Origin of the sequence: uncultured Winogradskyella sp., from assembly GCF_947501905.1 — a bacterium.
In the GTDB taxonomy this organism is placed as follows: Bacteria; Bacteroidota; Bacteroidia; order Flavobacteriales; family Flavobacteriaceae; genus Winogradskyella.
Map to the genome: position 1 here is coordinate 76,791 of NZ_CANMXL010000004.1, position 22,467 is coordinate 99,257.

Genomic DNA, 22,467 nt, shown 5'->3' on the forward strand with positions numbered 1-22,467 from the left:
ATATTGCTATTGTAAAACACATATTTTGGTTTTATCTTTGCGGTATCTTAAAATAAAAGACAACCCAATTATGTTCGAATTTGACCAGTATTTAGGATTTTTAGCGTTCTTAACCATTCTTACTATAGGATTTTGGTTAATGATATTCTTATTAACATTTGTAATTCCTTACTGGGTGTTTGGTTCATCTATTGAGCGTTTCAAAGAAATAATGGCAGAAAGAAAAGCTAAACGTGAAGCATAGTTTCACCAAAAACTTATAATATATAGCTAAGAGTTCCTATGGGAGCTCTTTTTTTATGCCTATTATTTCGGTAATTTAGTAATCTAAATTGTTACTATGAGATTTCTTTCTGCTTTACTTTTATTAATCACAATAAATATTAATGCTCAACAGATTCTTCCTGAAAGAGCCCGTGCTGAAGTTGTAGATAATATTCTAAAAGACAGGTTTAATAATCTATTGCCTCAATTAATGGATGATACTGGTTTTGATATGTGGATATTGATTTCTAGAGAGTATAACGAAGACCCAGTTTTAAAGACAATGTTGCCAGCAACATGGTTAAATGCCAGACGAAGAACAATTTTAGTTTTCTACAGAAACAAAGAAAAGAATACTATCGAAAAATTAGCTGTGACACGCTATAATTTTGGAGAAAATATAATTTCAGCTTGGGATAAAGATAAAGAGCCAAATCAATGGAAGCGTTTGATGCAAATTATTGGAGAGCGAAAGCCCAAAACTATTGGATTGAATTACTCGAATAATTTTAATATCTGTGATGGTATTGTAAAAACAGATTATGAGGCCTTCATGAGTAATTTGCCTGATAATTATAAACCTAAAATAAAATCAGCTGAAAAATTGGCTATAAGTTGGATAGAAACACGAACAGAATTAGAAATGGTAATCTATAACCAATTGGTAGATATCACTCACGATATTATTGCAGAAGCTTTTTCTGAAAAAATTATTACCCCAGGAATTACAACAACCACAGACGTAGAGTGGTGGATGCGAGATAAAGTAACAGCATTAGGTTTAGAGACTTGGTTTCATCCAACCGTAGATGTGCAACGTACTGCGGAAAAATTAGGGAATCATTTGTATGCATTTTCTAACCGTCCTGAAGATATGGTTATTTTACCAGGAGATTTATTGCATTGTGATTTTGGAATTACCTATTTGCGATTAAATACAGATTGTCAAGAATTAGCTTATGTTTTGAAACCAAACGAAAAAGCAGCTCCTAAATTCTTACAAGAGGCATTAAAGGACGGAAATAGAGTTCAAGATATTTTTACGGATAATTTTAAAACGGGAAAAACAGGTAATGCTATATTAGCAGAATCTTTAAGTGAAGGAAAAGCTGAAGGTCTAAGACCTGCCATATATACACATCCGTTAGGTACTTATGGGCATTCCTCGGGTACAACACTAGGCATGTGGGATTCGCAAGAAGGTGTTCCTGTAAATGGCGATTATCCGCTGCAAGAAAACACGGTTTATGCTATAGAATTAAATACAACTGTTACTATTCCTGAGTGGAAGCGAGACATTCGTATTATGCTTGAAGAGGCTGGTTTTTGGGACGAAAATGGATTTAGATATGTCAATGGTCGGCAAACAAAACTATTAACGATTCCTAGAGTTAAAGACCATCAGGGGAATTAGATTTTGAATGTTTATAAAATAGATATGATGCTATTAAACCAACAAATGTAAAAAGTGCCATAATACCAAAAGCATGTTGTAAGCCAATAGCGCCTTTGTTGGCATCTAAGAAGTAACCCATTAGTAAACCTGCAAAAATATCTGGAGTATAACCTACTATAGATATAAAGCCAACAGCGGTTCCAGTAACAGCTAATGGAATTTTAGCTTCTTCAAGTGTTGCAAAATATAAAACTCTAGCTGAGTAAACCCCCAATGCCATAGTTCCTATCGAAAGCGTAAATAAAAGCGTTTTAGAATCATCAATAATACCTAGATAAAAAATTAAACTCGTTATGGTCATTAATAAGAATCCAATAATAATCCATAATGAGGCTCTAGTTCTATCTGCAAGTAAACCAATAGTCACTCCAATTACAGGTCGTAAATAAAGTAGGTATGTACCAACTTTAGCAGCTTCAATTTTGTTATAATTCATTACTTGTTCCGCATATTGACTAAAAAGATCTGTCATCTTATAACCATAGTATGCGCATAGAATAATAATCATCAATAGCCAGACGGCTTTGTATTTCATAACTATTTTAAAATTCTCAATAGTAATGAGTTTCGCATTTTGTTCTGTCTTTTCAGAATTCTCAATATTTAATTTTAATAAGAAGTAAACAATAATACCAACTACAATGACTGCATATGATGTGTACGTAATTACTTCTTTAAAAGCTATTTGGCGTTCTTCAATCGTAGTCAATTCAATATCTTTTGTAATAAATAATGAAAAAATCAGAACACCTACAGAGCCAAAAAGTGCAGCTACTAAGCCACGACCACCATCAAGAAACCCAAAAGCAATACCCTGTTTATTTTTGCCGCCCCAAATACGAGTAGCTTTTATCATTGGCGCCCAAAACAAGAAGATTGTTGTAAACCCCCAAAATCCATATAAAACATGGAGCTTAAAAAGATTAGGGTAAGTAGCTAAGTATAAACCACCCAACCCTGTTAGAACAAGAGCCACAGACATTAATTGGTTAGGTTTAAATCTATCTGCTAATGGTCCGCCAAATAAATAAGAAAATAATGCGACAATACCATAAGCCGAAAAACAACTACCTAATTCAGTTTGAGAAATTGAAAACGATTCTAAAAAAGTAGTTCTAAAAATACGCTGCAGAACAAATGGCAAAATAAAAACAGCCTCTGCAGCTAGTATCAATAAGATGATAACATACAGAGGCTGTTTTTGAGATGAGTTGGTTTTCATACTATACTTGTAAAACCCCTAAGTTAAAAGGTTTTTCGATAGGAGCATGATTTGCGGCTTCAATTCCCATGCTTATCCACGTCCTTGTATCTAATGGATCTATTATGCCATCTGTCCATAGTCGAGCTGCTGCATAGTATGGCGATACTTGATTGTCGTATCTCGACTTTATTTTATTAAATAACTCTTCTTCTTTTTCTTTTGTAATAGTTTCACCTTTCTTTTTTAATGAAGCTTTCTCAATTTGAAGCAAAACTTGCGCAGCAGATTTACCACTCATTACTGCAAGCTCTGCACTTGGCCATGCAACGATAAGATTTGGGTCGTAGGCTTTGCCACACATGGCATAGTTTCCTGCACCATAACTGTTCCCTATAACAATTGTGAATTTTGGCACAACAGAGTTACTAACAGCGTTCACCATTTTGGCGCCATCTTTTATGATACCCCCATGTTCAGATTTACTACCAACCATAAAACCAGTGACATCTTGCAAGAATACTAATGGAATTTTCTTCTGATTACAATTAGCAATAAAACGGGTAGCTTTATCTGCCGAATCATTATAGATAACGCCTCCAAATTGCATTTCGGCAGGTTTAGTTTTTGCACCTTTTGTTTTTACAATCTGACGCTGATTAGCAACGATACCAACAGCCCAACCGTCAATACGTGCGTATCCTGTAATAATTGTTTGTCCATATCCTGCTTTATATTCTTCAAATTCTGAATTATCAACCAAGCGCCTAATAATGTCGTTCATATCATATTGGTCAGAACGACTTTTAGGCAAAACACCATAAATGTCTTCTTGATTTTCTTTTGGTTTTTTTGAATCAATTCTATTAAAACCAGCTTTATCAAAACTACCTATTTTATCAACGATATTCTTAATTTTGTCAAGTGCATCTTTGTCATCTTTGGCTTTATAATCAGTAACACCAGAGATTTCGCAATGCGTTGTGGCACCGCCAAGGGTTTCGTTATCAATAGTTTCACCAATAGCAGCTTTTACAAGATAACTTCCTGCTAAGAAGATACTTCCAGTTTTATCCACAATAAGTGCTTCATCACTCATAATAGGTAAATAAGCTCCTCCTGCAACACAACTCCCCATAACAGCAGCAATTTGGGTAATACCCATACTGCTCATTACAGCATTGTTTCTGAAAATGCGACCAAAATGTTCTTTATCAGGGAATATTTCATCCTGCATAGGTAAAAATACACCAGCGCTATCAACTAAATATATAATTGGCAACCTATTTTCTATAGCAATTTCTTGAGCACGTAAATTCTTTTTTCCGGTGATTGGGAACCATGCGCCTGCTTTTACTGTAGCATCATTTGCAACAACAATACATTGCTTGCCTTTTATATAACCAATCTTAACCACAACGCCACCAGAAGGACATCCGCCATATTCAGGATACATATCTTCACCAGCAAATGCACCAATCTCAATAGATTCTTTTTTTGTATCTAAAAGATAATTTATACGCTCTCTAGCAGTGAGTTTTCCTTTACTATGATGTTTATCAATACTCTTTTGCCCACCGCCAAGTTTTACTCTCGCATAACGCTTTTTAAGTTCAGATACTAGAAGTTTATTATGGTCTTCGTTTTTATTGAATTTTATATCCATCGTGCTTTTCAAGTTTGAAGCGAATTTACAAAAGAATATGCTTTTGTTTTATTGAAAGTTCCAAATGAAATGTTAAATATTAATTACATGGAAATATATTCCTTGGAATATAAATATTTTTTTCATAGATTTGTATCATCAAAATAATAAGACATGAAAAAAATAGTAGCCTTTGCAGGAAGTAATAGTAAAGCATCAATAAATAAGCAGTTAGCAGTTTATGCATCTAGTTTAGTTCACGGAGCCGAGATTGAAGAGTTAGATTTAAATGACTATCTAATGCCTATGTATGGTATAGATGAGGAAAATGAAAATGGCATACCAGACAAAGCAAATACATTCTCTAATCATTTAAAAAACTCAGATGGTATAATATTATCGTTGGCAGAACATAATGGGTCTTATGCAGTAGCATTCAAAAATGTAATGGATTGGGTATCACGTTTAGAAGGAAAGTTATGGCAAGAAAAACCAATGCTTATAATGGCAACATCACCTGGAGGTCGGGGAGGTATTTCTGTATTGCAAACAGCAACAAGCACATTTCCGCATATGGGAGCAAACGTGGTAGGAAAATTTTCTTTACCTTCATTTGGAACTAACTTTTCTAATGGAAAAATTACAGATGTAGCATTAAATTCAGAATTACTAGAACAAGTAAAGCAATTAAAAGATAGTTTATAATATCTGTGCAATGGGAGATTTATCAAAAGATATAAATTCAAAATTTGATAATAATAGAGTGAAAGCTTTATTGAATATTATATATACAGCAAACTGGATTTCGAGTTGTCAAAATGAGTTTTTTAAACCCTTTGGGATATCTCCTCAACAATATAATATTCTTAGAATCCTAAGAGGCGCAAATGAACCGTTGAAAGTACAGACTATTAAAGACAGAATGTTAGAACGTTCACCTAATGCTACACGTCTAATGGATAAGTTATGTGCTAAAGAATATATAGATCGTTTACCATCAGAACACGATAGACGAGTAGTTAAAATTGTTATTACAGAAAAAGGATTACAATTACTCAATTCTATTCCTAAAAATTTAAATAGAAATTTATTAAAAAATTTAAATGAAGCAGAAGCTGAGCAATTAAGTAATCTTCTTGATAAAATGCGTTAGGCATTTTTTTAATCATATATTTTCCATGGAAAATATTAAATCATAACATCATGAAACAAAATACAATAAAAAGAGTTGGGAGAAGTGATATGGTAAATATGGGACCAATACGTTTACGTCAGCCATTACCAACTCAGCAGATAGATATGGTAGACCCATTTATATTATTGCATCATTATGGGCCTTATATAATTAATGAAAGAAGCAATCCATTTGATTTAGGTCCACATCCACACCGTGGCTTTGAGCCAGTTACATTTCTTATTCAGGGAGAACAGTTACATCGTGATTCTTTAGGAAATGAAAGCATTGTCAAAGCTGGAGATGTACAATGGACAACAGCTGGTCGTGGAATTATACATGCAGAAGGTCCAACTAAAGATTTTGTTAGAAAAGGCGGAACTATAGAAGGTATTCAGCTTTGGTTGAATTTACCTGCTGAAAAGAAAATGATTCAGCCAAATTATCAACATGCAAAATATGATGACTTTAATAGTATTCTTTCTGAAGATGATATGATAGAAACCAGAATAATTGCTGGAGAGCTTAATAATAAATTTGGAAAGATAGCAACGCAAACACCAGTTAATGCTTTTATAGTTGATGCTAAGGCATATGGTTCAGAGACAATTCATTTTTCAAATTCGCATCAAGGTATGTTGTACTTGTTAAAGGGTAAAGCGAAGATTAATAGGAAAGAAGTTTTAGAATTGAATGAAAATCAGTTCATCCAGTTTAACCAAGATGGCGATGGGTTTTCTATAGAAGCATTTGAGGATAGTTTGTTATTATTTCTTTCAGGAGAGCCATTTAATGAGCCAGTGAAAACTTACGGCCCTTATGTAATGAATACTCAAACTGAAATCATGGAAGCTTTAAGAGATTACCAAATGGGAAAAATGGGATTTCTACCAGCTTCTTAACTAAAAAAACAAGTAATATTATGAAAACAATAGTCCACAAAGCTAACACAAGAGGATATGCAGATCATGGTTGGTTACAATCATATCATACCTTTAGCTTCTCAAGTTATCAGAATCCAGAACGAATGAATTTTGGAGCATTAAGAGTTTTAAATGATGACGTTGTAAAACCAAAAATGGGGTTTGGTACGCATCCACACCAAAACATGGAAATTATTTCTATTCCATTAAAAGGTGCTTTATCTCACAAGGATAGTATGGGTAATAAGCGTGCAATTGAAGTAGGAGAGATACAGGTTATGAGTGCAGGAACTGGTTTAACTCATTCAGAATTTAATGACAGCAAAACAGAAGAAGTTAATTTTTTGCAATTATGGATTGTGCCAGAAAAAAAGAATGTTGAGCCTAATTATGAACAACGTCAATTTTCTGACACAGGTAAAAAGAATCTACTCGAAACGGTTGTTGCTCCTAAAGATAAATTAGAAGGTGATGCTTTGCCAATAAGCCAGCAAGCTTATATATACAGAGCTACTTTGGAGCCTGGTAATTCTATAGAGCTAAAGCTTAAATCAGAGCAGAATGGGTTTTATATTTTCAATACTGATGGTAATATCACAGTGGCAAATGAAGCTTTGAGCAAACGAGATGCTATAGGTGTTTATGAGATAGAAAATATAGAGATTCTGGCTAATGTAACTTCTGATGTAATCATTATTGAGGTACCAATGATATAAACAGAATAGGGTAATTAAATGATAAAAAGCATTCTTAATAAGAATGCTTTTTTCGGCTAAAAATACGATATTTGTCTTTCCCTTAAAATTTTGAAATATGGCAATGAATAAAAATACAGTGTTGGCTTGGGCTACAGTTATTATGATAATAGTTGGATTATGTTTAATTGGATTAGGAGCATTCAGATATGATGATGTTGCTGGCTGGGGATTTGCGGCTGTAGGTGGTGGATTCTTTTGTATAGCGTGGGTTTTTAATGCATTAAAAGGTAGAGTATAATGAGTGACGATAAGAAGGTAATTTTCTCAATGTCTGGTGTAACAAAGACATTTCAATCTGCTAATACACCAGTTTTAAAAAACATTTATTTAAGCTTTTTCTATGGTGCTAAGATTGGTATTCTAGGTCTTAACGGTTCAGGTAAATCTACATTGTTAAAAATAATCGCTGGAGTAGATAAAAATTATCAAGGCGATGTTGTTTTTTCTCAAGATTACTCAGTTGGTTATCTAGAGCAAGAACCATTACTAGATGAAAATAAGACTGTACTTGAGGTTGTAAAAGAAGGTGCAGCAGAAACTGTAGCTATTCTTGATGAATACAATAAAATTAATGATCAGTTTGGATTAGAAGAAGTATATAGTGACCCAGATAAAATGGAGAAGCTAATGAATCGTCAGGCTGAGTTACAAGACCAAATTGATGCATCAAATGCTTGGGAGTTAGATACAAAGCTAGAAATAGCAATGGATGCTTTAAGAACTCCAGATGGTGATAAAAAAATCGGAGTGCTTTCTGGTGGTGAGCGTCGTCGTGTGGCGTTATGCCGTTTACTATTAAAGGAACCAGATGTTCTATTGCTAGATGAGCCAACAAACCATTTAGATGCAGAATCTGTACATTGGTTAGAGCATCATTTAGCACAATACAAAGGGACAGTTATCGCAGTTACTCACGATAGATATTTCTTAGATAATGTTGCTGGTTGGATTTTAGAATTAGATAGAGGAGAAGGTATTCCTTGGAAAGGAAATTACTCGTCATGGTTAGACCAAAAATCTAAACGTATGGCTCAAGAAAGTAAAACCGCTTCTAAACGCCAAAAAACATTAGAACGTGAGTTAGAATGGGTGCGTCAAGGTGCAAAAGGTCGTCAGACGAAACAAAAAGCACGTTTAAAGAATTACGATAAATTAATGAGTCAAGACCAAAAACAGCTTGACGAAAAACTTGAAATATATATACCTAACGGACCACGTTTAGGAACAAATGTTATTGAAGCCAAAGGTGTTAGTAAGGGATATGATGATAAACTGCTTTATGAAGATTTAAACTTCAATCTGCCTCAAGCAGGTATTGTAGGTGTCATTGGACCTAATGGTGCTGGAAAGACTACAATTTTTAGAATGATAATGGGTGAAGAAACTCCTGATAAAGGCGAGTTTACTTTGGGAGAAACTGCAAAAATAGCTTACGTTGATCAATCACATTCTAATATAGACCAGAATAAAACCATTTGGCAAAATTTTAGTGATGAGCAAGAGTTGGTGATGATGGGCGGAAAGCAAGTCAATTCTAGAGCTTATTTGAGTCGATTTAATTTTTCTGGTAGCGAGCAGAATAAAAAAGTAAGTCTTTTATCTGGTGGAGAACGTAACCGTTTGCATTTAGCAATGACTCTAAAAGAAGAAGGTAATGTACTCTTATTAGATGAGCCAACCAACGACTTAGATGTTAATACATTACGTGCATTGGAAGAAGGTTTAGAAAACTTTGCGGGTTGTGCTGTAGTAATTAGTCACGACAGATGGTTTTTAGATAGAATATGTACTCATATCTTAGCTTTTGAAGGTGATTCACAAGTATATTTCTTTGAAGGTAGTTTTTCAGATTATGAAGAAAATAAGAAAAAGCGTTTAGGCGGCGATTTAATGCCAAAGCGTATTAAGTATAAAAAACTAGTCAGATAAATTAGCTTACCATAAAAACAAAAAAACCAGCCCTAAGGCTGGTTTTTTTGTTAAAAATATTTTTTATACATCATCATATAGATGACCACTTGTAAAATCTTTATAGGATTCATCAACTTCTTTAAAAGCGTTTGTCTCCATAAGCTTCTTATTCTGAGCCTTAAGTTTATACATCTTAATTACTGCAATAGCAATCAAAACAATAAAAACAAAGCATACTGTTAAGAGAATAAGTGTAAGTTGATGAGTACTTACAGCTGAAGAATTAAGTAGGAAAATTCCTTTCATCTTTGATTAATTTAGACTTGGATATAGTGCGAATATAGTAAAAAAGTCGAATTTATAACTTATTCAGAATAAATATTTTACAATTTATTTATTAACATTTTAACGATTAAGTGTTTACTATATGGGATAAACAGCATGTATTTACTTGATATTTAGCCAATCTATAATAGATGTAACAATATTAATAATAGGTATACTTATATTTTGCTGGGAAAGTTTTTATAATCATAAAAAATGACGAAATTGCTTAACCATAATTGTACAACCTTAAAACATACTATAAAATATGTCTGATGATTTTGACTTACTAGAAACCAATTCACAAGAAAAACCTGAAAAAGTTGATGTCAATTGGGGTAAAGCCATTGACCAAATGAAATCTAAGTTAGCTCAAGAAGATGACCCAGAAAGTCGTCAAAAAATTCTTAATGCGACATTAGATAATGTTGTTGACATGGCAGAAAAAGATAGAACTACACTTCTAGATGCTATAAAGGACTTAACTGACTATCAAGATGAGGTTGGTATTATGTTCGAAGGATTTTCAGCATTAAATAAAGCAGAACAAAAAATCATTGACGACGCTATTAAACGTTTAGAGCGTGCAAAAGTCGAGTTAGAAGATGCTAAGAATAAGCCAGATACATGGTGGAATAATCTTTGGGGACGTAAAGGAAAGATTAAAGATGCTGAAAGTGAATTGGCATCTGCTCAAAAGGAGCGCGACGCTGCTGATAACAAAGCCAAAGCGATGTTTCAAGAGCGTATTGAGACAGCCGATGTACAAACCTTGCTAAATGAGTTATCATTTAAAAGTCAAGCAGCGATTAAGCGTCTTAAAGATCGTGAAGTCGAAATTAAAGAAGTAGAAGATAAATTACAAGATGCAATTGTCGAAGCTAGTAAAAATCACACTAAGGCTTTAGAAAAGAAGGCAGAAGTAGAAGATAAACTAGAAGCAGAATATGCATTATTAAAACAAGCGCGTCAAGCATTAACCGATGTAGCAGATAAGCAATCTACAGAATATTCAGAAGCTTTATCTAAAGTTACCAAGTTAGAGCAATCTGTTGAAGAATTGGAAGGTCTTAAAAATGCCTATACAACATTGGCAGCATCAAAAGATAGTTTTGTACACAAACACAACTTAACAATTAAGGTGTTAACGTCTTTACGTAGTAATCTACAAACTCATCGTGCTAAATTAAAGTCTGATACTGACGAAAGATTAAAATACTACGATGGTTATGTTGTAGCGTTAAAAGCTCGTACAGACCAAGAGTTTGCTGCAATATTAGAGCATTTAGGTGTTAAAACCGATGAACATATTGGAGAGACGCTTGCCGCAATGCATACAGCTAGTGCTAAGGCACGACAGGACATGATGGATAACATTCCAGTTCATGAGAAAGTTATGCAAGGTATTTACGGTAGTTATGCAGAAGCACTTAAAGAGATAAGAAATAAAGATATAGAATTGCAGAAAAATTTTGCAGACCGTTATGGGATTGATATGAAAGAAATCTTTGATGAGTACTATAACTCCGAAAATACGGTGCCAAACCCTGATGGTGATAATTCTGGAGGAGATAACCCAGAACCAAAACCAGAAGCAGAAGACGATTTATTAGGATAATAAATTTGTAACTCAGTAATTAAGTCGGCAGTTTACAGTATGTTAATGAATGCATATTATAGACTGCTTACTATTTACTGTCTACCGAACACAAGAAAATGATTGTAACCCCATTAGATTCAGCACAACTAGACTCCAAACAGCAGTATGAGTTTTACCATCGGATGGTAGATTTTACAGTTAAGGAGCTTATTGTAAAAATGCAACAGCAACAGCTATGTGCTGAGCAAGAATTGGTGTTTTTTAAGCAGTATTGTGATTTGTTACTGTATTCCATTGAAGCAATGCGTGTAAAATACATGTATGATGATGAGGATAACATGAAAATAGATTTAACCGATTCAGGTTTTCCTAATTATTTAGAGTTTCGTTATCTGTTTAATGATTTAGCACTTCGAGAAGAATATCTAAATAGGCTTACAGATATCAATGTTCTACAAGATGAATTTTTAGACACGCTGATGCGGAAGAAAGAGCCGATTAAAAAATCGCGTTTATTTCAAGCAGCATCAATTGTTTATTACACTAATGTAAAACAGCAATTTATTTTTAATCGTTTCGTACAAGGTAAAATTCTAAAATCTCCAAAACCTGAAATAGCAGATTACATGACCAGTTGGAGCTTTTATGATGTGTCTCATAATAGACCTTTTATTTGCTTTATGTACTTTAATTATGATGGAAGAGATCCAAATAAGGAAAAAGCTGAAATCTATCAAGCTATAAAGCAATCTGCTGATCGGAAAATGAATTTAGACGCCATGGCATATGCTATAGACAGAAAATTACCAGAAATACTACCAAAGCACTTAAAACGAATTGATTTAGGACCATTGCATAATGTTTTTGCAAAAGACGAAAATGAAATAACACATGCTATTTTAGACGCCATTTCTAGAAAAGAAATTCCTCTTGAGAGTTATGCGTTTTCATTAAAAATAGATGAGATAAAATCCACGTCTGAGTTTAAAGAAGGTAGCTTCTTTAGCAAACAAACTTTTCAACGTTGGAGTGAAGTGATAAAGCAAAAATATGTTTTGGCACCACATCGTATTATTCAATTATTATATAACAAAACACCCGAAGTTATTGACAAATTGGCTAAACCGCCCATTCAAGTTTCGGATTTATAAGCTAAAAGCCAACATCTAGAATATGGAACACAACTCAACATTTCCTATAAAACAAGCTGAACTTGATATGCTTCGTGATGAAGCAACATCCTATATAAAAAGTATTCAATGGGAGCAGGGTGAGCGTGCCCGTAACAAAGATAAAGATGCTAAGGATGAATCTATTTTATTGTACTTATCTAGAGCAAAAGGTAATGGTGGTTTAGAAGTGACATCGGTTTCAAAAACCATTTTAGAGCTAAAAAAACGTTTGTTACCAGAGTCTGTTGCGCTTCCAGTCCATCTTAATAACACACTCTATGCTGTTCAAGAAGGTATTGGCTTGGGTTTATGGATTAGAGATAGCTATTATGATGCTTCAGGATTATCATCTTTGATAGAGAATAAATCGGCACTTGATAATAATGGAAAACGGGAATATGAAAGTAAGATGCATACGGCAACGGCTTTTATGTTGTTTTCGTTAGCATATAAGATTTTACATGATTTAAAACCAACTGCTTCAGACGATTTAAGTGTGATGAAACAGAAGTTTGCTGGAATACCAGAAGTGTCATTTTTGACACCTTTAAAAGGGATTTCGTGTAGCTTATTCTATTATGATAAATATCTTGGGCATCCTGAAATAATAAAGACAGATAAAGATGTTATAGACTTCACTGTCGTATATTTTGAAGCTTTAATTTCTGAAATTCAACTACGAAAAAGTACATTAGAGTATACAGAAACTATAGGTGATAGAGCATATAAGCTCGAAAACAGTGATTTTGCTATAGACGGTTGGAGCAATACGTTTGAAGGCACTGCAAAAAGTGTAGAATTTAACAAAATACAGTTCGAGCAGATTGTTGGTAACAGAGATGCTAAGCATTTTGCACGTCGTTTAACAGAACGTATGCTGAGTTACGATTTTGAAGCTAAGAAAAATCCATTTCAGGAATTGGGCGGTTTTATGCCAGTTTTTATGGGGTATGGTATTCCTGGAACAGGTAAAAGTATGCTTATTGCTGCAATAGCTACACGATTAAAAGAGCACTGCGATAATCTTGATATTCCATTTTTATTTCACCCAATGCCAGATACGTTGATTAGTACATTTCAAGGTGGTTCTGCTGAGAAAATGGTAGAATGGATGAAACCGTTGCAAGACCCAACTAAACTCATTTTTGCACCTATTGATGATGCCGAAAATAATTTGCAAGAGCGTACGGCACAAGGTGTTTCTGCTGGTGTAAAAGAAGTTATTGGTGTGTTTTTGAGATATACCGAAGGTGCTTATGCGGTAAACTATGGTAATAGTTCAGTAGGATTATTTACTAATTTACCAGAAATGCTAGACAAAGCTGTGATTTCACGTGTACAAGGACGTTTTAAGATTGATGGTGCGCGTACAGAACATGATTTTTTAGATCAAGACCATTTGTGGTGGCGAAAACTTCAAGATACCATGCCGGACTTTGTGAATATGAATAATCCTGAAGGCTATGAGTATTTGGATGACCAAGGTTTGGCAAAAAGCATGGGAGAAATTTTAAATGCTGTTGAAAAACCAACAGAAGAACGTGTTCATGATACATTTGCTAAGGTCGAAAAATTGCATCAGTCAACAGATCACATGTTTTATGCGACTTTGTATAAAGAGATTCAGAAGATATTTCCATTCTTTTCATCGCGTGATGTTAGGAACATACAATCGGCAATATCTTTGCGCCTAACAGATTTTGATTTGGAACCAGATTGGTTTGAAAATCCTGACAAATATTTCAAAAAGGATTACGACACCAAATTTAATATGTTGCAAGAATTAATGAAGGCCAACATGAAAGGGTTAAACTTCTCTGATATTCGTCGTCAAGAGGTTATTCGCTATTTAGATAATGTTGCCACTATAGCTGATACTGATTTTAAACGCAAGGTAGATGCAAGAGTTAATCAGTTAAATATTGAAACCGAAGCGCGTGAGCAGTTTGGTAAATTAGACTAAAGATTAGAGTAATCTGATGCAAAAACTAAAAGCAGCAAATTTATATAGAAGTGAGCTTATCCCGGTAAGTGGTAAACTCGTTGAGCGTTATAACAAGTGTTTACTTAAACTAGGATTTACAGCAACTAAGCTCAAAAAATTCTCTATAGATGGTGTAGGTTGGAGCCCAGAAGTCGCTGAAGAGAAGAAAGATGATAATTATCTCTGTAACGGGCCATCTAATCCACACGGAATTATTATCTCACCATTACAGAACAGAAAACCTGTCTATTCGCCTTATCATTCTTTTGATAGAGACATGATGCAGTTGATTTTTAAGACGTATTCAAAAAAGGTTAATGATATTACTCGAGATTCTGCTATAATTATAGATTTTGACCAGAAAATTGACACATTTTATGAGCCTTTAGATGTACTTAAATACGATGAGATTACAATTAATTTTCATCTTATGGATAATTTGTACCATCAGCAACGAGAGCAATTCCAGCTAATTGAAAAATTCAAAACCAATCATAATTTTATTGATGAAGAATTACAAGCTCAAATTCTAGAATCTGCTAAAGCTTATGGTGATTTAAGAGGGAGAGACTTGGATTTGCCAAACCTTAAGTTTCAATCTGAATCTTTTTACACCAAAGCTTATGGTGGTGTTTATGTTTTAAGAGATTTCATTAAGACTATCGTCGTTTTTGAAGACATGACGTCTTACAAAGAAGCTATAAAAGATACTGTTCATGATGTATTGATGTATCATGTATCGCATCCTGAACTTGTTGAAAAACTTCGAGATCATATTATAATAGAATGTAACCTAGATGATATAGTTAGTACAAGTAAATACGAGAGAATTAAAAGGTATGAATTCGCGCAAATATTAACTGATACGCAGCACCCTATTAATGATATTTTATCAGATAACATGCTATTTAAGAGCTATCTTAATAAGATTGATATAAAATCGCGTAAACAGGTCATGAGTGTTGAATTATATCTTGAAAAACTGGAACGTAGTAATGCCTATAAACTAGAAGATATGGTAGACAAGCAGATGTATTTTGCCTTGCATCAGCCTCATTCTTCACTATCAGTACAGCATCAAGATTTAATTTGGAAGCTTTTAGTTAATATAGCACCGAAGGACGTGCTATTTTTATATTGGTATGATAAAGAGCAGTTTTATAAGAGTTATGATACTTGGGATGAATCTTTTAGAGATTGGGTTATTAATGAAATAACATCTAATATATAATTCAAAAAGCCGCGTAATTTTATGCGGCTTTTTGAATTATATATTATTAGTACTCTAATTCTTCATTATTTTTAAGACAGAAGATTGGCTATTATTCGATTGAAACAGCTTTATGAAATAAAGACCCATATTCAAATCTTTCATATTAATTTGAGTAGAGCGCTTATTTTCATTGAGACTAATGGTTCTTATTTTTTTACCAGTAATACTGTATAATTCAATCTTATCAAAATCAACTCTAGATTCTATATTTAAGATATCCTTTGTTGGATTTGGAAATACATTAAAGTTGACTAAATTATTTTCTGAAGTGCTTAAAACTTTTTGAGGTGCAAAGGTATATACACCATCTATCTTAGTAAAATTACCAGTTAGAGTTACACCATTATTATATGTTCCTAAAGTAGCAGAAGTATTTTCTCCAGTACCATTTCTTGGCTTCCTGTTAATAAATAAATCGTCCCTAGTGTATGTGCCCCCAGCTGCACTTACTGCATTTTCCCATCCTGCAATTTCAGCTTCACTAAAGTAGAATGTGATACTAACATCTCCATTTGTAACATCTTCAGTTGAGCTAATGTTAAATTGTTTGTCCATTGCTAAATCTGCTCCTGTTGAGCCTTGATATGACTCTCCGCCAGTTCCTTCTCTAGAAACAAATATTGTAGTACACCCATAGTCGTCATTGTTATTGTTTGTAAGACTTGACATAATATTGCCTGACATAGAACCGTATGCATACATAATTCCTGGGCCGTTTAAAGGCAATTCATTCATGTTATCATCTGTATTAGTACTTGTTTGTATTTGCGCTTCTCCAAAACCAGTCACAGAGATGTCGTCTAATGCCATTCCGTATGCCCAATTTCCTAAATCGTCATATAAAAAGGAAATAAGAACATTAGGTTGACCAATAACTGAAGATAAATCCACACTCATACTACCCCAACTATTGAATGAAGGAATTTCATTACCTGCATTTTGCCATGTAGCACCATTATCGATTGATGTTTGTACAAATGCATCAGAAGCATATTGGTCATTAGAATCACGATATATTATATCAAAATTTAAAAAAGCATCGTTTGTGTTAGAAAAATCTATTGGCGTGGCAAACTGAATGCGTTCTTCACTCATATCACAGTTACAAGCATCATCATTAACAAAAATAAAACTAGAGTTATTACCATTAGCATTCCAGTTTGCTGAAGAAGCATCTGTTTCATTTCCAATTGCAAAATTAGTACCGCCATTTCCAGTTACAACCCAACTTGATAAGTCTATTTCAAAGTCATCTGACATTACTGTGGATTCGCTTCCAACATCAGGAGTAAAATCGTCATCCATTATAATATGTGTAAGACTACTATTTTCAGCTAAGATAGCATCTCCATCATTTGCATCTAAAGATAAGTTAAGTGTAAACTCTTCATTGCCTTCAATAAAGCCATCATTATAAATTCTAAGTGTAATCTGTTTACTTTCAGATTCTCCAGCTAAAAATGTTATTGGATTTGCATTTAATATCTCAAAATCATTACCTTCAGTTGCTGTTCCTGTTGTGCTAATAGTTACATCAGCATTTTCTGATGGAGGCATTGCAATCCTTAAATCAAAAGTAAGTTCTTGATAATCACAACTAGTACTTTCAGAAGTTTCTCCTGGAGTAAGACCAAAGCTAATTCTTGGTGAATCAGGGTTAGGGTCGTCTATTGCACCATCAATCGCAGTAAGAACAGTACCTAGGTCATTTATTATTTCATCAGATCGACCTGCAGCGCCATTTGGACAACCACCAGTATTATGAAGTCCAATTACTAAGTGATCATCAAATCTCAATACTGGCGATCCCGAACTACCACCAGCAGTATCATGAAAATATTCAACTCTAGCACCACCATCACCAGCATTAGTAACCGTAGTATATCCACCAGGTCCTGGGTTAACGTCAGTAAATACGGCTATTTCATTTCTAACACCACCTGGATGTTGAGGATGGTATATTCGTTCTCCAACAGCTGGAGGCGTAGAGGCAAGACTTAGATACCCGTAAGTATCTGTTGGGTTAACTGGTAATTGTACTAATGTATAGTCATAAGTACCATTAGTTTGAATAAAAGTAGCTGTGGTAGCTACAATATCGGTAGCATCTGGAATATTCCCTGTACAATCTGTATTACGATAGTTAAACCAAAACTCCGTATTGGATGCATCAGCTGCACTACCTATACAGTGGTTATTTGTCATGACATGTCCTTCTGAACCAAGTAACCACCCTGTACAAAGACTCGCACCTCCTATTACTAGTCTACAAATTGCATTAGATTTTCTACCTATTTCTGTACCGTCATAGCAAGCAGCTTGTTCTCTGTCATTTGCACCACAGAGAGTTTCAAGTTGTTGGCTATTACTTTCAAATGCACCAGTAATTTTATTTATAGGATATCCATAGGCTACTTTAGTAATATCAAATCCATAATGGTTTTGATTTCCATTTTGACTATGAAGTTCTACTATAATATGATCGTCAAAAATTGTTCTAGACCAGAACTTATCAATAGTATCTTGATTACGGTTTATAATTTTACCTGCACCTGAGTATATAAACTCTTGATTAGTAGACTCTCCATAAACTCTTACGTAGTCATTATCATTTAAATCAAAATTTTCAAAATACACCTTTATATATCCAGAACCAATAGATCTAAATTCTTTAGAATATACTATTCCTGAATCTGTATTGTTGTATTCACTATTAGATGTAAAGTCGACTTCAACCTCATCACCAATTTTTAGTGGAGCTGATATTTCTTGAGCGTTAATAAAAATACTAAAAATGAATGCTAAAAAAAGTAATTTTCTCTTCATAATATTTTGATTTATTTTCAAATAATTTCTCGCTAATATAATCTAATATAGAAACATAAAATAATTAAATTTGTTAGACGCGTAACATTCATCTAATTTAGGTGTCAAATAAATAAAGAGCCTATGGGACTTGAACTTATAATTTTTATCGTTGCAATTCTTTTTGGTATTTTTCTGTACTGGAGAGAGTCTAATGGCAATGGTTTATATCGAGCATTAAATAAAATAGTAAATAGCAAAGAATTGCAGATGTCTGCAGATGACCCTAAGGGTTTTGTATATAAGCAAAGTATTTTACCGCGAATTATTTTTGTAGTCACTCTAGTTTTAATAGCGGCTTTAATTGTTGAGTTTCTTACGCCTTTAGCTGTTTTTTCAAGTTATAATGGTATTTCTGCTTTTTCTTCATTTGCTGTAGGAACATTAATTGGGACGTATTTAGCAAGTTTCGTCATAAAATCTACTGAAGTTATTGAAGAGAAAAGTGACTCCATAAGCGATATGGTTGGAGACGCAGTAGAAAAGGGAAAAGACTTTATCGAAGATTTAAAATCGAAAGACACAAAAATTGAAGAAGAAGTTGTTGAAGAAGTAAATGAATCAAAAGAGAATATAGAAGTAGACCAAAAATCTGCTCGCGAGCGCCTTAAGGATAAGGGTTTAATGTAATATGCAGTGTCATGCTGGACTTGTTTCAGTATCTCATTAAGTTAATGTTTAGTACAAGATTCTGAAATAAAAATCAGAATGACAAAAGACAAACTATGATAAAATCATACTGGAAAAAAGGGCGAAAACAAAAAATCATTACTGTAATACTGAGCTTAGTGCTACTTATTGCGCTTTTTGTTTTACGAGATGACTACCAACCTGTATTGCTTTTTTTAAGAAAATACATTTTCATAATTGTTATTTGCCTATTGGTATTGATTTTAGGTTTACGCAAGTTTCGTAAAACAGCAAGTACTGGTGGACGTTTAGGAATATTAGGTTTACTCATTGTCTTTTTTGGAATTTTATACGCTTTTGGATGGCATTATGGTATGTACGATTATATGAAAACGTATAATGTTTTCAATAATTTGAATAAAGTTGAAATACACGAACTACCACTTACGCAAAACGAACGTATACAGCCATTGCGAAATATATTTTCTATGGCTAATGAAAGTGTAGGAGAGACCAAAGATGTGTCCTTGCCTCACTTAGTTAGAGTAGATGATGAGAACAAATGGACCATGGCTATACAACCTTCAGAAAAATATATCATGCAACGTATTAGTGATAATACTGAAGAAGTATTTTCTGTAAGTAGTACAACACCGTTTCCTCGTTTTTCTAATGAAAACAGAATACCTGTGACATTTTCTATAGGTGAAACTTTAAAGTTTAGTAGGAATACTTATAATGCTGTGGTACAGCGTTTTAATCCTTGGATGTTATTCAATTATGAACCTAGTGATACCTTTTACATGAAGAACGATAATGGCGATTGGGTACAAGTGGTAAGTTTGATTAAATGGAAAGGTTTTTTCTTTCCATATCCAACCTTTGGAGGTGTGATGATTGTAGATAATGGTGAGCATGATTTTAATGATTATTTGGAGCGTATTACTATTGGTAAAGGTACTTTTGTGAGTCCTGATGACATTAAGAATTACCCATTTTTAAACAAGCAAAATACCTTGTCTGAAAAAGTATCTCAGCTACAAGCAGAGTCTTTGAAGTTTTTAGGTGGTTTTAGTGACCCATTGCCATGGAACATGGAAACAGCTGTAAAAATTCCTGACATGCCAAAAGACCAAAATCAACAGCCTTATGTTACAGATTTTGACTTTGTAGAGAGCAATACAAATGCCTACAGTGGCTTATACCATTGGTTTGGTTTAGAACCAATTGGATTAGAGCGCACAAGTTTAAGTTATAGTGTGTTTATACCTGCGGATGGTTCTGATAATTTGTTTTATTATGATCATGCGAGTAAAAAACAAGGTTATGCGGGTGTTTCTGCGATGCCATTAAAGGTTAAAGAATCTCGTAAAGAATATGATTGGAAAGCAAGTACACCTGTTGAATTTAGACCTTACATTAAAGAGATAGCTGGTCGTAAACGCATGTTTTTTCTTGGAACTATCTCTTCAATAAGCGATACCAATGCTGAACAATTTGATGGCTCTGCTACTCCAGATTTAGTATTAATTGACAGCGAGTATCGTGATGTTATATGGATAGATGTAAAGCATCCTAGCACTTGGGACGAAATGGTATATAGCCAGCTAAATGAAGCATGGCGCTCTAGTGAAGGTATTGGTTATTATTTTAATGAGAAACCTATAGATGACCGAGATTTACAGCAGAGCATTGACTCTTTAAAGATAGAACCAAAAATTAATGATAACTCCGAGCAAATTGAAGCTTTACAACGTAAGTTAGATTCATTAAAAGCTTTGGGTAATTAGGTAAATTTCAGCAGCATCTTAATATCTGCACGTTCATAAGGATTATCTTTTTCCAATTCCAATTCTATAAAACCATATTTGCGATAGAGATATATGGCATTTTCTAATTTGGTATTTGAGTAGAGCAGTAGTGCTTTTAATTGTTGTTCTTTAGCAAAATCTATACAGTGCTGTAATAATTTTTGCCCAATCTTTTGCCCACGAGCTTCGGGTAATACAGCCATTTTTGTTAATTCTAATATACCATCTTCATGAGTTGGCATCAATGCTACAGTGCCAAGAATTGCCACATCATTTTTCGCAAAAAAGATATGTCCACCTTTATCTATAATGTAAATTTCAGGTTTGCTAAGGACTTCTCTATCATAGGGTTCTACGTAAAAGAAAGTCTCCAGCCATTCTATATTATAATCGTAGAAGTACTGTTTGTATTTAGTATTGTAACCAATTATTTCAACCTCCATGAGCTTTTATAAAATCTGTAATGAGATAAGAAATGAGTTTTCCGACCATAGCTTCAGTCTTTTTGATTGGCGCAGCTTCACATATATGCAGATAAGTTGCATTTTTATTTGAACCAAATTCATTTACAAAACGTCTAGCTTGAGTAGTAGAAAACCCACTAGGTGTCATTGCACTACTAGGTACATTTTCTATAGCGTCACAGTCGATTTCAATTCCAAAATTTGATTTGGAAACATGAGATAATGCACGTGTAATTTCAGACTTAAATCGCACTTCTTTCCTAACATTAATAGCTTCGAACGTATTATACGCAATAGATTTTGTTTCGTTTAAGGTATTTAAACTGTTTTGAGAAACATAGTTTTCATGTAAACCAAAGATGAAGTAATTTTTCAGAAAGCCTTCGTTATAAGCATAACTAAAGCCATTACCACTATGTCTGCCTTCTTCTGGTCTAAAATCATGATGCGCATCAAAGTTAACGACATTCATTGGTTGATTTATTGCCAAAGAAGCACCTTTTATATTGCCATATGCATTGTTATGGCCTCCACCAATTATAATAGGTGTTTTGCCAGCTTTGATTATTGAAAACATTAGATGAGATACATCTGCATCTACAGTTTCTGTCAGCTTTCTAGCAAGAGCAATCCGTTTTTTATTAGATAAAGACACATCTTTTACTTGTTCTAATTGCTCTGTATAATCCAAATGACCTAAAATTAAGATACGTTTTGGATTAATAAAGGCATTACTTTGTGTATTTAACAAAATTTTTATTGACGCTTCCCAAGCCTTGTATGTACCTGATTTACCGTGATTTGCAATCACTCCGATATCTTCAGAAATACCAAAAATAACATAGTCAACATCCAATGCTAAAATGTCGTCGTATATGTTAGTGAGGTTGTTAATCAGCCGAACATGTTCACCAAATTTGGTCTCGCCTTTGCGAGTTTTGACAAACAGATTACGGTCTTCTGATTTAAATTGAATTAGATTTTGCATTTAAGATTCAAAATTTAAATAAAA

20 protein-coding genes are annotated in these 22,467 nt (G+C 33.8%); 14 read left to right on the forward strand and 6 right to left on the reverse strand.

Translation table 11 applies throughout. The annotated features are described in order from the left end of the window. The first annotated feature begins 70 nt into the window (after positions 1-70). Positions 71-244, forward strand: a complete 174-nt coding sequence (locus Q0770_RS10205; protein ID WP_299116586.1) for a hypothetical protein — start codon at positions 71-73, stop codon at positions 242-244. Positions 245-340: 96 nt separating this feature from the next. Then, positions 341-1,678 carry a M24 family metallopeptidase gene (locus Q0770_RS10210; RefSeq protein WP_299116587.1) on the forward strand — a complete coding sequence of 446 codons (1,338 nt, stop codon included), beginning with the start codon at positions 341-343 and terminating at the stop codon, positions 1,676-1,678. On the opposite strand, the gene Q0770_RS10215 is transcribed toward Q0770_RS10210, so the two are convergent. Beyond that, complete coding sequence (locus tag Q0770_RS10215; protein WP_299116588.1) at positions 1,656-2,942, reverse strand: nitrate/nitrite transporter; 1,287 nt, start codon at positions 2,940-2,942, stop codon at positions 1,656-1,658. The two genes, Q0770_RS10210 and Q0770_RS10215, sit on opposite strands and share 23 nt — an antisense overlap. Position 2,943: 1 nt before the next feature. Then, entirely contained in the window at positions 2,944-4,587 is a 1,644-nt protein-coding gene (locus tag Q0770_RS10220; RefSeq protein ID WP_299116589.1) for an acyl-CoA carboxylase subunit beta, read from the reverse strand. A gap of 153 nt (positions 4,588-4,740) precedes the next feature. On the opposite strand from Q0770_RS10220, the gene Q0770_RS10225 reads away from it, so the two are divergent. From Q0770_RS10225 to ettA, 6 genes are all read left to right on the forward strand, one after another. Next, positions 4,741-5,271 (forward strand): NADPH-dependent FMN reductase, encoded by a 531-nt coding sequence (locus Q0770_RS10225; protein WP_299116591.1) that lies wholly within the window; start codon positions 4,741-4,743, stop codon positions 5,269-5,271. 10 nt (positions 5,272-5,281) lie between these two features. Continuing rightward, positions 5,282-5,719 (forward strand): MarR family winged helix-turn-helix transcriptional regulator, encoded by a 438-nt coding sequence (locus Q0770_RS10230; protein WP_299116593.1) that lies wholly within the window; start codon positions 5,282-5,284, stop codon positions 5,717-5,719. 50 nt (positions 5,720-5,769) lie between these two features. Then, positions 5,770-6,642 carry a pirin family protein gene (locus Q0770_RS10235; protein ID WP_299116595.1) on the forward strand — a complete coding sequence of 291 codons (873 nt, stop codon included), beginning with the start codon at positions 5,770-5,772 and terminating at the stop codon, positions 6,640-6,642. Positions 6,643-6,662: 20 nt separating this feature from the next. Continuing rightward, entirely contained in the window at positions 6,663-7,379 is a 717-nt protein-coding gene (locus tag Q0770_RS10240) for a pirin family protein (protein ID WP_299116597.1), read from the forward strand. A 97-nt stretch (positions 7,380-7,476) separates the two neighbouring features. Continuing rightward, complete coding sequence (locus Q0770_RS10245; protein WP_188374275.1) at positions 7,477-7,659, forward strand: CAL67264 family membrane protein; 183 nt, start codon at positions 7,477-7,479, stop codon at positions 7,657-7,659. Next, positions 7,659-9,350, forward strand: coding sequence for an energy-dependent translational throttle protein EttA (gene ettA / locus Q0770_RS10250; RefSeq protein ID WP_299116601.1), 1,692 nt, complete (start codon positions 7,659-7,661; stop codon positions 9,348-9,350). Before Q0770_RS10245 ends, ettA begins: the two co-directional genes overlap by 1 nt. Positions 9,351-9,413: 63 nt before the next feature. Here ettA and Q0770_RS10255 read toward each other — a convergent pair whose 3' ends face one another. Continuing rightward, a complete protein-coding gene (locus Q0770_RS10255) occupies positions 9,414-9,638 on the reverse strand; it encodes a hypothetical protein (protein WP_299116603.1) in 225 nt (74 codons plus the stop codon). A gap of 286 nt (positions 9,639-9,924) precedes the next feature. Between Q0770_RS10255 and Q0770_RS10260 the strand changes: the two genes are divergently transcribed. The 4 genes from Q0770_RS10260 to Q0770_RS10275 all read left to right on the forward strand — a co-directional run bounded on the left by Q0770_RS10260 (position 9,925) and on the right by Q0770_RS10275 (position 15,643). Then, positions 9,925-11,274 carry a microtubule-binding protein gene (locus Q0770_RS10260; RefSeq protein WP_299116605.1) on the forward strand — a complete coding sequence of 450 codons (1,350 nt, stop codon included), beginning with the start codon at positions 9,925-9,927 and terminating at the stop codon, positions 11,272-11,274. Between the two features lie 98 nt (positions 11,275-11,372). Then, entirely contained in the window at positions 11,373-12,407 is a 1,035-nt protein-coding gene (locus Q0770_RS10265; RefSeq protein WP_299116607.1) for a hypothetical protein, read from the forward strand. A gap of 22 nt (positions 12,408-12,429) precedes the next feature. Beyond that, positions 12,430-14,391, forward strand: coding sequence for an AAA family ATPase (locus Q0770_RS10270; RefSeq protein ID WP_299116609.1), 1,962 nt, complete (start codon positions 12,430-12,432; stop codon positions 14,389-14,391). 16 nt (positions 14,392-14,407) lie between these two features. Next, positions 14,408-15,643, forward strand: coding sequence for a DUF6638 family protein (locus Q0770_RS10275; RefSeq protein WP_299116611.1), 1,236 nt, complete (start codon positions 14,408-14,410; stop codon positions 15,641-15,643). 54 nt (positions 15,644-15,697) lie between these two features. On the opposite strand, the gene Q0770_RS10280 is transcribed toward Q0770_RS10275, so the two are convergent. After that, a complete protein-coding gene (locus Q0770_RS10280; protein WP_299116613.1) occupies positions 15,698-18,511 on the reverse strand; it encodes a trypsin-like peptidase domain-containing protein in 2,814 nt (937 codons plus the stop codon). A gap of 123 nt (positions 18,512-18,634) precedes the next feature. Between Q0770_RS10280 and Q0770_RS10285 the strand changes: the two genes are divergently transcribed. Both Q0770_RS10285 and Q0770_RS10290 read left to right on the forward strand, forming a co-directional pair. Continuing rightward, positions 18,635-19,180 (forward strand): hypothetical protein, encoded by a 546-nt coding sequence (locus tag Q0770_RS10285; protein WP_299116615.1) that lies wholly within the window; start codon positions 18,635-18,637, stop codon positions 19,178-19,180. A gap of 95 nt (positions 19,181-19,275) precedes the next feature. After that, a complete protein-coding gene (locus Q0770_RS10290) occupies positions 19,276-20,970 on the forward strand; it encodes a hypothetical protein (RefSeq protein ID WP_299116617.1) in 1,695 nt (564 codons plus the stop codon). Here Q0770_RS10290 and Q0770_RS10295 read toward each other — a convergent pair. Both Q0770_RS10295 and Q0770_RS10300 read right to left on the reverse strand, forming a co-directional pair. After that, positions 20,967-21,434: a GNAT family N-acetyltransferase gene (locus tag Q0770_RS10295; protein WP_299116619.1), complete on the reverse strand. Its 468-nt coding sequence runs from the start codon at positions 21,432-21,434 to the stop codon at positions 20,967-20,969. The genes Q0770_RS10290 and Q0770_RS10295 overlap by 4 nt on opposite strands. Continuing rightward, positions 21,424-22,443, reverse strand: coding sequence for a formimidoylglutamase (locus tag Q0770_RS10300; RefSeq protein ID WP_299116621.1), 1,020 nt, complete (start codon positions 22,441-22,443; stop codon positions 21,424-21,426). The genes Q0770_RS10295 and Q0770_RS10300 overlap by 11 nt, the downstream gene beginning before the upstream one ends. Positions 22,444-22,467: the final 24 nt, after the last annotated feature.

Bases quoted from the DNA above. Each gene is read 5' to 3' on its own strand.
- Q0770_RS10205 (WP_299116586.1), top strand. From the start codon at position 71: ATGTTCGAATTTGACCAGTATTTAGGATTTTTAGCGTTCTTAACCATT.
- Q0770_RS10210 (WP_299116587.1), top strand. From the start codon at position 341: ATGAGATTTCTTTCTGCTTTACTTTTATTAATCACAATAAATATTAAT.
- Q0770_RS10215 (WP_299116588.1), bottom strand. From the start codon at position 2,942: ATGAAAACCAACTCATCTCAAAAACAGCCTCTGTATGTTATCATCTTA.
- Q0770_RS10220 (WP_299116589.1), bottom strand. From the start codon at position 4,587: ATGGATATAAAATTCAATAAAAACGAAGACCATAATAAACTTCTAGTA.
- Q0770_RS10225 (WP_299116591.1), top strand. From the start codon at position 4,741: ATGAAAAAAATAGTAGCCTTTGCAGGAAGTAATAGTAAAGCATCAATA.
- Q0770_RS10230 (WP_299116593.1), top strand. From the start codon at position 5,282: ATGGGAGATTTATCAAAAGATATAAATTCAAAATTTGATAATAATAGA.
- Q0770_RS10235 (WP_299116595.1), top strand. From the start codon at position 5,770: ATGAAACAAAATACAATAAAAAGAGTTGGGAGAAGTGATATGGTAAAT.
- Q0770_RS10240 (WP_299116597.1), top strand. From the start codon at position 6,663: ATGAAAACAATAGTCCACAAAGCTAACACAAGAGGATATGCAGATCAT.
- Q0770_RS10245 (WP_188374275.1), top strand. From the start codon at position 7,477: ATGGCAATGAATAAAAATACAGTGTTGGCTTGGGCTACAGTTATTATG.
- ettA (WP_299116601.1), top strand. From the start codon at position 7,659: ATGAGTGACGATAAGAAGGTAATTTTCTCAATGTCTGGTGTAACAAAG.
- Q0770_RS10255 (WP_299116603.1), bottom strand. From the start codon at position 9,638: ATGAAAGGAATTTTCCTACTTAATTCTTCAGCTGTAAGTACTCATCAA.
- Q0770_RS10260 (WP_299116605.1), top strand. From the start codon at position 9,925: ATGTCTGATGATTTTGACTTACTAGAAACCAATTCACAAGAAAAACCT.
- Q0770_RS10265 (WP_299116607.1), top strand. From the start codon at position 11,373: ATGATTGTAACCCCATTAGATTCAGCACAACTAGACTCCAAACAGCAG.
- Q0770_RS10270 (WP_299116609.1), top strand. From the start codon at position 12,430: ATGGAACACAACTCAACATTTCCTATAAAACAAGCTGAACTTGATATG.
- Q0770_RS10275 (WP_299116611.1), top strand. From the start codon at position 14,408: ATGCAAAAACTAAAAGCAGCAAATTTATATAGAAGTGAGCTTATCCCG.
- Q0770_RS10280 (WP_299116613.1), bottom strand. From the start codon at position 18,511: ATGAAGAGAAAATTACTTTTTTTAGCATTCATTTTTAGTATTTTTATT.
- Q0770_RS10285 (WP_299116615.1), top strand. From the start codon at position 18,635: ATGGGACTTGAACTTATAATTTTTATCGTTGCAATTCTTTTTGGTATT.
- Q0770_RS10290 (WP_299116617.1), top strand. From the start codon at position 19,276: ATGATAAAATCATACTGGAAAAAAGGGCGAAAACAAAAAATCATTACT.
- Q0770_RS10295 (WP_299116619.1), bottom strand. From the start codon at position 21,434: ATGGAGGTTGAAATAATTGGTTACAATACTAAATACAAACAGTACTTC.
- Q0770_RS10300 (WP_299116621.1), bottom strand. From the start codon at position 22,443: ATGCAAAATCTAATTCAATTTAAATCAGAAGACCGTAATCTGTTTGTC.